Annotated in this window: 11 protein-coding genes; 5 read left to right on the top strand and 6 right to left on the bottom strand. The window is 41.3% G+C overall.

The genetic code is table 11. The features are described 5' to 3' along the window. Positions 1–2: 2 nt before the first annotated feature. Both L3Q70_RS01045 and L3Q70_RS01040 read left to right on the top strand, forming a co-directional pair. Positions 3–1,121 (top strand): succinylglutamate desuccinylase/aspartoacylase family protein, encoded by a 1,119-nt coding sequence (locus tag L3Q70_RS01045; RefSeq protein ID WP_237114708.1) that lies wholly within the window; start codon positions 3–5, stop codon positions 1,119–1,121. A gap of 176 nt (positions 1,122–1,297) precedes the next feature. Beyond that, complete coding sequence (locus tag L3Q70_RS01040; protein ID WP_193988153.1) at positions 1,298–2,335, top strand: phospholipase A; 1,038 nt, start codon at positions 1,298–1,300, stop codon at positions 2,333–2,335. A gap of 51 nt (positions 2,336–2,386) precedes the next feature. On the opposite strand, the gene L3Q70_RS01035 is transcribed toward L3Q70_RS01040, so the two are convergent. After that, entirely contained in the window at positions 2,387–3,280 is an 894-nt protein-coding gene (locus L3Q70_RS01035) for a bifunctional GNAT family N-acetyltransferase/hotdog fold thioesterase (protein ID WP_237114707.1), read from the bottom strand. A 225-nt stretch (positions 3,281–3,505) separates the two neighbouring features. Between L3Q70_RS01035 and L3Q70_RS01030 the strand changes: the two genes are divergently transcribed. Beyond that, a complete protein-coding gene (locus tag L3Q70_RS01030; RefSeq protein WP_062568230.1) occupies positions 3,506–4,195 on the top strand; it encodes a fused MFS/spermidine synthase in 690 nt (229 codons plus the stop codon). Here the strand turns inward: L3Q70_RS01030 and dtd are convergent, their stop codons facing one another. From dtd to L3Q70_RS01015, 3 genes are read right to left on the bottom strand one after another with little or no spacing between them, the layout of a single operon-like run. Further along, on the bottom strand, positions 4,196–4,633 hold the full coding sequence (gene dtd / locus L3Q70_RS01025) for a D-aminoacyl-tRNA deacylase (protein WP_062568229.1): 438 nt from the start codon (positions 4,631–4,633) through the stop codon (positions 4,196–4,198). It lies immediately after the preceding gene. Continuing rightward, entirely contained in the window at positions 4,621–5,574 is a 954-nt protein-coding gene (locus L3Q70_RS01020; RefSeq protein WP_237114706.1) for an alpha/beta fold hydrolase, read from the bottom strand. The genes dtd and L3Q70_RS01020 overlap by 13 nt, the downstream gene beginning before the upstream one ends. Positions 5,575–5,599: 25 nt before the next feature. Further along, positions 5,600–6,472, bottom strand: a complete 873-nt coding sequence (locus tag L3Q70_RS01015) for a virulence factor BrkB family protein (protein ID WP_062568227.1) — start codon at positions 6,470–6,472, stop codon at positions 5,600–5,602. 86 nt (positions 6,473–6,558) lie between these two features. Between L3Q70_RS01015 and L3Q70_RS01010 the strand changes: the two genes are divergently transcribed. Both L3Q70_RS01010 and L3Q70_RS01005 read left to right on the top strand, forming a co-directional pair. Beyond that, complete coding sequence (locus tag L3Q70_RS01010) at positions 6,559–7,215, top strand: DUF2959 domain-containing protein (protein WP_062568226.1); 657 nt, start codon at positions 6,559–6,561, stop codon at positions 7,213–7,215. A gap of 131 nt (positions 7,216–7,346) precedes the next feature. Continuing rightward, a complete protein-coding gene (locus L3Q70_RS01005; RefSeq protein WP_062568225.1) occupies positions 7,347–8,438 on the top strand; it encodes an MBL fold metallo-hydrolase in 1,092 nt (363 codons plus the stop codon). Positions 8,439–8,476: 38 nt separating this feature from the next. On the opposite strand, the gene L3Q70_RS01000 is transcribed toward L3Q70_RS01005, so the two are convergent. Next, positions 8,477–8,776 carry a hypothetical protein gene (locus L3Q70_RS01000; protein ID WP_062568224.1) on the bottom strand — a complete coding sequence of 100 codons (300 nt, stop codon included), beginning with the start codon at positions 8,774–8,776 and terminating at the stop codon, positions 8,477–8,479. A gap of 144 nt (positions 8,777–8,920) precedes the next feature. After that, a complete protein-coding gene (gene typA / locus L3Q70_RS00995) occupies positions 8,921–10,744 on the bottom strand; it encodes a translational GTPase TypA (protein WP_062568223.1) in 1,824 nt (607 codons plus the stop codon). Positions 10,745–11,243 lie beyond the last annotated feature (499 nt).

Raw genomic sequence — 11,243 nt, 5'->3', positions numbered from 1 at the left:
CCATGAGTAAAGAATTAATCAGCCAAGAGAATATTGTGGTTGGCGAGATTGCCAACGGCCTACCACTGACAATCCCTGTGTATCGCTTAAAAGGCGATGGCTCAGGACCAAACGTGTATGTACAAGCCAATATGCACGGCGCTGAAGTACAAGGTAATGCAGTAATTTATCAATTGCTTGAGCAGCTAAAATCACTCAAACTGCGTGGCGATATTACCCTAGTGCCTTATGCCAACCCTATTGGTTGCAACCAAAAATCAGGTGAGTTTACCTTAGGTCGCTTCGATCCAATTACGGGCACCAACTGGAACCGTATGTATCACTTTAACAAAGCGTTACCATCACAAATTGCTGAACAGCACAAAGACAGTGATGATGCGACCCTTAAAGCAGCGTTTAAACGGGCACTCGTTACTGACATTGACAGCCAATTAACGGGCCCAGATTACAGCCTAACAACCGGTAAACGTATTGCCCTTAACTTGCAAAAGCTCGCCCATCAGGCTGATATTGTTTTAGACCTTCACACTGGGCCTATCTCAAGTCAGCACTTATACTGCCCTGAATACGCTAAAGGCAGCGCCCGCTATTTCAACATTGAGCATGTGTTATTGATCCCGAATGATTTTGATGGCGCGATGGATGAAGCGAGTTTCTGTCCTTGGTGGTCGCTTTCTGAAGAACTTGCCAAACAAGGCCGTGAATTTGCAGTTCCAGTCGAAGCATTCACCGTTGAGTTAGGTAGCCAAGAAAAAATCGATTTAAGTGCAGCACTTGAAGACGCAAATAGTATTTTAAGTTACCTCAACCACAAAGAGGTATTGGTTGATGCAGCATATCAACCAAAAGTGATGACACGCTATGCCAGTATGCTTGAAGATTATATTGCTTACTACGCCCCCATGGGCGGCATGGTCGAATACCTTGCCCCGCTGGGTGGCCATATTAAAGCGGGTGAACCTATCGCCCATATCCTACGAATGGAGCGCTACCTATCAGAACAACCATTGCAAACACTCAGTTTTGATAAAGATGCAATTGCCATTTTACACTTCGCGTCAGCAAGCGTGAATCAAGGCACCGAATTATATAAGTTTTTTACCAACGTATTTGAGCTCTAAGCTCACCCCTTCTCATTGCGTGAGAGTCACGGCTTAGGCCGTAACAGCAGAGCCCCAAGTTTCGCTTGGGGCTCTATTTACCTAAAAATTTAACAATTCAGTACAAGTTCACGGTTACTTATGTAAAAATCGTTATACTTATCTCAACTTCACCTCTATTCAATAAGGAAATCTCAATGGGATGGCGCATGTGGCTAGCTGTCGCTAGTTTACTTTCTGTACCTGTTATGGCGCAGACTGAAGAAACAAAAACCAATGAACAAGATGACGCGCTCGAATTAGTAAAACAATGTATTTTAAATGAAGCGATTGGCGGTGACGGTAAACAAACACTCGAAGAACTTCGCAAAAAATGCTCTGACTTAGATGAAAGTAAAAAGCTTACTGCACTTGATAAACGAAAAGCACGCGAGGAAGTAAGTAAAAAGAACCGCAATGTAATCACGCCGCATAAACGTAACTATATCTTGCCACTGTCCTACGTATCGCATCCAAATACTCGCCCTTTTGACGGTTTGAAGGATCTGGCAGAAGAAACAAATGGTGAGCCTCTCGATAACCTAGAAGTAAAATATCAGCTATCAATTAAGGTACCTGTCTTTGAGGGCTTCTCAGATAAAGACCAAGGTGTGTATTTTGCGTTTACGATGCAGTCGTTTTGGCAGTTTTACAACAAAGATATTTCGTCACCATTTCGTGAAACTAACTATGAGCCAGAAGTTTTCTGGATAAACTACCTTGATGAAGAAAATGTCTTGTGGGGAGATGAAATGGCAATTGCGATTGGTGCATCACATCAATCAAATGGCCGCAGCCAACCAAACTCACGTTCATGGAACCGTATTTATGCCAACTTTTTATGGGAAAAAGAGGGGTTCGTGTTTGGTTTCAAGCCTTGGTACCGCATCCCAGAAGATAAAAAAGACGATGAACTAGAAGCCAGTGGTGATGACAACCCTGATATCTATAAATACATGGGTTACTTTGAGTTTTCTGGCGCTTACCGTTATAACGAACATGAATTCAGCTTTATGACACGTAATAATCTAAATTCAGATAATCGTGGGGCAATTCAACTCGATTGGTCTTTCCCTCTTTGGGGCAGGTTACGTGGTTATGCACAGTACTTTAATGGTTATGGTGAGAGTTTGATTGATTACAACGCCGATATTGAACGCTTTGGCGTGGGTATTCTGTTAACTGACTTACTTTAACTGCAATAAATAATGAAGAGCGAGCTTTAGTTAGCTCGCTCTGAATATTCGTTATTTTTTAACGATGAAGTGACCTTCAAATTCTGCAACTAACACATCACCATCATAAATATTTACAGGAACATGATAGCTTGCCTTACCATTTGCCTCTAAATCGGTGAGTTTACCTTTACAGCCTTTTAGTTCAACGCATCCACGTGGATCATTATTCAGTGGTTTAAGGTATTTAATGTTGGCATCAGCTAACACGATATTCCCTTCAAGGCCTGCTTCTTTCAGTGCAAGGTAAGTTGCTCCCCACCCTGTTAATGTGGCTAAACTATAAATAGAGCCAGCAAACATGGTGTTATGAAGGTTTAAGTTCGCATCTAAATCAGCACGGGTAGTAAACTGCCAATCAGTATAACTTTCAACTTTAATACCCATCGCATCACTAATTGGAATTGATTCACGCCATGTATTTTGTAGCACCTGTGTCCAATTGGGGTGACGGAACCAGCCTGGTTCAGAGGGCTTTTGTTTAACCATTTTCCAGTGCTGTACGTCATCATAAGCTAAATGTGCTTTTTCCTTTAATTCATAGCCATGACGCTTATAGAAATCAAGAGCTCGCTCACGAGCAAACAACACGAGTTCATCTGCATCTTGAGTCCATGCGATTTTTTCTAATTCATGTAATAAACGGCTACCAATATGCTGATTGCGGTTACCTTCGGCTACCGCCATGTAACGTACTTGCGCTTGCTGATGATTATTAAAGTGAAGACGTGCCACACCTAATACTTCACCATCATTATTTTTGATAAAGCGGTGCTCTGCGTCTTGCTCTAGATCATCCTGTTCAGAACCGCGCGGCTCGCCCCATGGCGCTCTTAAAACCTGCCAACGCAATGAATAATACGCTTGCCAATCTTCGCTGCTTTGTGGGGTGGTCACTTTAAACATAAATACTCCTGTGATAATTCAGCCATCTCATGTTGTTTTTTCGTGGCCTAACGAATGCAAATTACGATACGCTATCTTCCATCAAGTTGGAATAATACTTTGGTGACCTAGCCAAAATTATTATTCTTCGCTGTAAAAACTACTGCACAATTGGCACTTTAGCTAGGCTGGTCTATGCTGAAGTAATTGTCATACTTTATACACAAAAACTTAAAGGCCCGAAATATGGAACATTTTTTTGAACCCAGTGGCGCGATAAAACAGTGTTTCATTGAAGATTGCCACAGGCTCGGGCAGCTTATTTATTGGCATAAGCAAGGCAGGGAGTCTATTCAAGTAAGACAAATGAATCAGTTTCGCTGGCTGCTAATTAATGAAACATTACAATCTGTAGTCGAAAAGCGTCGCCCTGCACGATTACTTTTCCCTCATTTACAGTACCTTGCAAGGCTTTGGCAAGAGTTGGAGGAACCCAACAAAATACTCGAGCTGGGGTTAGGTGGAGGTGCTATCCGAAATTATTTACAGCATACCTACCCGCAAAGCCACTTAACTTCTGTTGATAAAAACCCCGATATTATTCACTGCTACAAACGTTATTTTGGTGGTCATCATGATAATAATTTACGCTGCTTCGATGCTCAGCAGGTGTTAGAGCAAGGCCATGAGTATGATTGGATTATTTTAGATTTATTTAGTGAAGTAGATGCACCATTATTTTTATTTAAACATCAATTTTATGCCAAGTTACGTGCAGCAATGGCAAAAGATGGCTTACTATTCATAAATTTTCTGTCAAACCATCCATCACAGCTAAAACAACTTGAGCACTTACTCATCACTGAATTTGGTAAACGCCCAAGTATTGAAAAAATTCCTAACTACGTCAATCATATCGTCATGATCACAAAGTAATCATACTGATAGGTTAAACGTTACAGGGCCATCGTTGCACAGGCTCACTTGCATGTCAGCTGCAAATTGCCCAGTCGCTACACGTAAACCGGCCTCTTTTGCTTGAGCGATAAAATACTCATATAACTCATTTGCCTGCGCTGGTGTGCCCGCACTTGAAAAGCTTGGACGCATGCCCTTTTTAGTGTCAGCCGCTAGCGTAAACTGCGAAACCACTAAAAGCTCTCCCTTGATATCATTCAAACTTAAGTTCATCTTTCCTTGTTCATCGGTAAAAATGCGGTAATTACTAACTTTATGTAAAAGCTTCTGAGCGCTTTGCTCAGTATCTTGTTTTTCCACACCTAATAGCAGCAAAATACCTTGTGAAATTTCACCCACTACTTCGCCTGCCACTTCTACTTTCGCTTGTGTAACTCTTTGAATTAAGCCTTGCATTGCTCCCTCGATAACTTGATATACATTAAATCTGCGGCACGTCGCATTGCCGCCAAATATACCTGATTATCACTGCTGTGCCCAATGCCATCTAATATCAACAATTGCGCATTGAGCCGCTCTGCTAATTGCTGCACCGCACTGTAACGACACACCAAATCAGCTCGACCATGAATAAACCAAGTAGGGATATGCGCCAATATATTACTGTGTTTCGTAATATAGTGATCCTCAATAAAGCAACGATGACGAAAGTAGTGAACCATTAAGCGTGCTTGATTAAGTGCTGAGTGGGGTTCAGATATACACCAGCTTGTACATGGCTCAGCGTGACATAAAACCTGCTCCCAATGACACCATCTTTTTGCATACTTATTAGCATTTATTTGGTCTTCACTACTAAGCTGGCATTGATAAAAATCTAATAGCTGCGACCAATCGTGCAGTTCTCCTGCAAATTCTCTATAGCTTTCTGGGTAAAATTGGGCGCCAGCCCCTTGTTGTGAATACAACCATGCAAAATCACTTTCACAGGCTAAGAAACTAGCACGTAGAAGCAGCCCTGCAACGGATTCAGGATGACTAATCGCATAGAGCAAAGCTAATGTTGCTCCCCAAGACTCACCACTAACAAGCCACTTTTTAACGCCAAGCTGGATGCGTAAAAATTCAAGATCAGAGATCAAATCTTGGGTCGTGTTCGCTTGCGTTCCGTGGGGTGTAGAGTGACCGCATCCACGCTGACTAAACATAATTACACGATAACGCTGAAGATCGAAAAACCGACAATTTTCAGGGCATAGTCCAGAACCAGGCCCCCCATGACAGACAACGACAGCGATGCCACTGGGCTCTCCGAACTCCTGAACATGAATTTGATGACCATCCCCTACACTCAGATGATAGTCGCGGTTAGCTACGTATTGTGGATGAAACTGCACCTTGCTCTCCTTAGGTGCAGTTGGTTTAAATATCTATATCAGGGGTGTCTTCAATTTTTTCCGGGCTGATACAAACGGTAAACTCTGCACCGAGTAAAACAACAATCCACGACAAATATACCCATACAAACAAAATAGGAATGGTCGCCAGGGCCCCATAAATAACCTCATAGGATGGGAAATGACTGATATACAGTGCAAAACCTTTTTTCGTCAGCTCGAACAACATGGCTGCAAATAAAGCCCCTGGTATTGCCGCCTTAAATGGAACTCGTGTGTTAGGTACTAAAGTATAGAGCATAATAAAGCCCACCATGGAAATAACGTAAGGTAAAAGCTTTAATAAGAATCCACTAAAACCGGGGATCCCTTGATCTGCAAAAGACACTAACGACACAATATAAGAGGTCACGCCAATACTTGCCCCCAATAACACAGGTCCTAAGCTTAAAACCATCCAATACACGGCAAAAGAAATCATCATCGGCCGTTTTTTCTTGATTCGCCAAATACGATTGAGGGTAGCATCGACATTTCTAATCAATAACAACGACACAGCCGCTAAAAAGCCGACCCCGACTGCCGTCATCTTATTTGCGTTACCAGCAAAAGAACTGATATGCTCTTTAATAACATCAGTCGATGTGGGAACTAAGTTAGTAAATAGAAAGTTTTCGATTGTCACTAAGGTACTCTCAAACCCAGGAAATGCAGAAAATATCGCCACGCCCACGGCAACAAGTGGTACAATCGATAGCAAGGTCACATACGCCAAATAGCCAGCATTAACCGTAATTTGATCATCGATACATCGCGTCAAATACTGCATCCACCAACTAGGTTGCTGCTTTAGGAAAATACTTATTTGCAGCTTAAAACGACTGAGCTTCTCATCCATAGAATCAACTTTCTGCTAAAATGTTTTGATAATCATAGCAATCCGCCACATAATTTGAAATGACAGGCATCCAAAAAGGGAACTCAATGAAAAAACTGACACTTTTAAGCGCACCACTATTTGCAGTTACCATGGCATTATCAGGCTGTCAGTCAGCTTATTATTCAGCCATGGAGTCTGTAGGTGTCCATAAGCGCGATATTTTAGTTGACCGTGTTGAAGAAACTAAAGAGTCTCAACAAGAGTCACAAGAAGAATTTCAATCAGCATTAGAGAGGCTGACCACATTAATCAACTTTGATGGTGGCGAACTACAAGATGCCTACAACCAACTCAATGATGATTATGAATCAAGCCTTGCAGCTGCGAATCAAGTAACCACCAACATCAACAAAGTTGAAGATGTAGCCGAAGCGCTATTCGATGAATGGAGCGATGAGCTTGAGCAATATAAAAGCGCTTCTCTAAAGCGTGAAAGCAGCAAAAAGCTTAATGCAACCAAGCGCCAATTTGACCAACTGTTACGCTCAATGCGCAGTGCTGAGAGTAAAATGGAGCCTGTATTAACATCGCTTCACGATAACGTGCTGTATCTAAAACACAACCTTAATGCACAAGCTGTAACAGCTATCAAAGGCGAGTTTACGAATCTAAAACGCGACATCAAAATTTTAATGGATGATATGAATAAGTCGATTGAAGACTCAAATAAATTCATTGAGCAAATGAATAAAGCAAGCTAATCATCTTGCGCAAATTTCACTAAGCCTACTTAAACGTAGGCTTTTTTATGTAACCTCTTGTTACTTTTTAATGATTTATCTTAAATCTTATTTTGCTAAACTCGTGGCAAAGAATAAAAAGTAAGCATGTTATGCATTTAAAAACACTTCCTACACTTATCGCCGCTGCACTTTTAGCAGCTTGTAGCCACTCTAACACTGTTAATGTTATTGCTGGCGAAGGTACGATTACCCCGTTAAAAACCGAAGGAGAGCAGGCTGGTCGTTACCATAACCTTTACCCCGGTGAAAAAGAGTACCCAACAACCTGCACCGACAATTGCTATGAAACGTCTGAGCTGCTTGTATGCAACGACAGCAACTCACAATGCCACTATCAAGGCGAACAAATAGTACCTAAAGTCGATTCAGGCTTTACAGTTCGCTGGTTAGGTCATGCAGGCTTTTATATTCAATCACCCAGTGGTGAGCAGTTGCTGTTTGACCCCGTTAAGGATCAGTTTGATTCACCTGTAGACTTGGCCTTCAAACTCGCAGGCGGTATCTATCGCAAACCTGGGGCTTGGCCAACGCAAACAGAGCTTGATGGCCTAGATGCGGTGATGTACTCACACATCCATTATGATCATTTTAACAAAGCGGATATAGAAGAAATTGGCAATGGTCCACGCTATTTAGTGCCTTTAGGATTTGCAGATAATTTTCCTACCGGTGGTTTTACTATCTCAGAGATGGCGTGGTACGCAAGTACCAAGATTAATGATTTAACGATTCATGCCGTGCCAGCTCACCACTTTAGCAGCCGTATCTTAGTGCCTTTCATTTATGAAGATCACAATAAAGATTTATGGAATGGTTGGTTACTCGAACAAAACGGAAAAACCTTATTTTTTGCTGGCGATACCGGTTACTCGAAACATTTTCGGGATATTAAACAAAAATACGGCGAAATTGATGTGTGTTTGATGCCGATAGCGTCCTATTACCACCAAGAAAGCGGCAAATGGTACCGCTATGTACACACAACACCTGAAGATGCGTTAAATGCAGCTGAGGAGCTAAGCTGTAAAGTGATGATCCCATGGGGGTATGGTAACGCAAGCTGGCAAATGGGCGACCATTCTAGTCACTCTGCATTGCTACGATTACTGCATATGCAAAAAGACATGAGCAGCCAAGTACCCGTATATATACTGAATGAAGGTGAGCAAGTGTCACTGTAGTAAAACCTTGCCCCTATCAATCTAACACACCAAAACGGTTAGACTTTCGTCTCTTTTATTAAACTATGAAGTAAGTCTAATCGTTTATGTAATTGTTTATCTGCATAGTATTGGGCAATACTTACATTAAAAATCATTAGTAAAATAAAGTAGAAAACAGGCTGGTCAATCGTTTCAGGAAAGAAGTATTGCACAACTAAAAGCGTGAAAATAAAACTTGCATACTTACTGATAATAGACCACCACTTAGGTCTGAGCGCATCTATTTTCTCATTGATGGATTCATTACGCTGCATCTGAGAAAAAGCAATTTGCGCGTCCACTTGATCCTTGTCCATTAAATCGATTCCTTTGTTTTTGTAGGCAGTCTTATTTTACAAGTTAAGAGTTGTCACTAGAAGCTCTTTATTTTAAAAGCCTAAAAAAACCGCCGTATTTTTCAATACGACGGTTTTTATATTTTTTAAAACTAAAAGACGTTATTAATCTTTAGCTTGACGGCTCGCACGTTTACGGTCACTTTCAGTTAAGTGACGTTTACGAATACGAATGCTCTCAGGTGTTACTTCCACTAACTCGTCATCATCGATGAACTCAATCGCTTGCTCAAGCGTGTAGTTTAGTGGTGGCGTTAATGTTTGCGCTTCATCAGTACCTGATGCACGAACGTTTGTAAGTTGCTTACCTTTAAGTGCATTTACTGTTAGGTCGTTGTCACGGCTATGAATACCAATAACCATACCTTCGTAAACTTCAACACCGTGACCGATGAATAGCTTACCACGGTCTTGTAAGTTAAATAATGCATTAGTAAGTGCTTTACCCGTTGCGTTCGCAATCATTACACCATTCTTACGCGCACCAATAGTACCGCCTTTATGTGGACCGTAGTGATCGAATGTATGGTAAAGAAGACCAGAACCAGAGGTTAATGTCATAAATTCAGTTTGGAAACCAATTAAGCCACGACTTGGGATCATAAAGTCCATACGTACACGGCCTTTACCATCTGGAGACATGTCTGTTAGTTCACCCTTACGAAGACCAATTTGCTCCATGATAGAACCTTGGTGCTCTTCTTGACAGTCGATTGTAAGTGTTTCGTATGGCTCTTCTTTTTGACCATCAACTTCACGAAGGATTACTTGTGGACGAGATACAGCAAGCTCGTAACCTTCACGACGCATGTTCTCGATTAAGATACCTAAGTGTAACTCACCACGACCAGAAACACGGAAGCTATCTGGGTTATCAGTTTCTTCAACACGTAGTGCTACGTTGTGTACAAGCTCAGCTTGTAAACGCTCAAGGATATTACGTGAAGTGACGAATTTACCTTCTTTACCAGCAAATGGTGATGTGTTTACAGAGAACGTCATTGTTACTGTCGGCTCATCAACGCTTAGTGGTGGTAATGCTTCAACGGTATTTACATCACAGATAGTATCTGAGATTTTTAACTCACCAAGACCTGTAATTGCAATGATGTCGCCTGCGCCCGCAGATTCTGCTTCGTGACGCTCAAGACCTAAGTAACTCATTACTTGGCCAACTTTACCGTTACGCTTAGTACCGTCTGCACTCACAATCGTTACTTGTTGGTTAGGACGAACAGTACCACGCTTGATACGACCTACACCGATAACACCGATGTATGAGTTGTAGTCAAGCTGAGAAATTTGCATTTGAAGAGCACCTTCAGGATCGGCATCCGGTGGAGATACTTCGTCAACGATCATCTGGAACATAGGTTCCATGTTGTCAGATGGCGTGTCTAAATCCATTGTTGCCCAGCCGTTGATAGCTGATGCATAGATTACTTTAAAGTCTAACTGTTCATCAGTTGCACCTAGGTTATCGAATAAATCGAAAACTTGGTCCATAACCCAGTCAGGACGTGCACCTGGTTTGTCGATTTTGTTGATAACAACAATCGGCGTTAAACCTTGTGCGAATGCTTTTTGCGTTACGAAACGCGTTTGTGGCATTGGACCTTCTTGAGCATCAACAAGTAGTAATACTGAGTCAGCCATCGAAAGTACGCGTTCTACTTCACCACCGAAGTCGGCGTGTCCTGGGGTATCTACGATATTGATATGGTAGTCATTCCAAGAGATAGCTGTATTTTTAGCTAAAATGGTAATACCACGCTCTTTCTCAATGTCGTTTGAGTCCATTACGCGCTCTTCGTTACCGCCGCGCGTTTCTAATGTGCCTGATTGCTCAAGCAGTTTATCAACCAAAGTTGTTTTACCGTGGTCAACGTGGGCGATAATCGCTATATTTCTTAACTTTTCGATGCTCATATTTTTTCTCAGAGAAATTGAATCTCATTGATCCTGCAAGATCTACGCACTCATCTGAGTTTTCACCAGATGTCCCAGCATAGGATTTAAAAGGGCGCATATTATCCCTTAATAATGGCATGGATGAAAGTTTATCCAATGTAAATTTATAAACTTTCTTCAAGCTTTTTCTAAGTATCTGTTTTATAAATGACAAATTTATGAACTTTGTTCATTTCAAACAGTAAGAATTGGCGAAATTCTGAGTTATGAGCCATATTTTCAGAGTAAATCAAGCTCAGAGTTCATTTATTAGGTATGCTCAATTTCTGTGCATTTGGCATTGTGAAAAAGCAATGCACCACAATGAAACTTTTACGCACCAAAGTTGTGCAAATAGTTTTAACAAAACCCTATTCTATTTTTTTTTATAAGCCTAAACAACATGTTAAAAATATGGCATGAAATCAGCTTATATAAAACAAAAGCAATAATGCAGCAAAAATAAAACCCAACAATT

This window comes from Pseudoalteromonas sp. CF6-2 (genome assembly GCF_021729425.1).
Classification (GTDB): domain Bacteria; phylum Pseudomonadota; class Gammaproteobacteria; order Enterobacterales; family Alteromonadaceae; genus Pseudoalteromonas; species Pseudoalteromonas arabiensis.
This window is presented reverse-complemented; position numbering and strand designations above follow the sequence as displayed.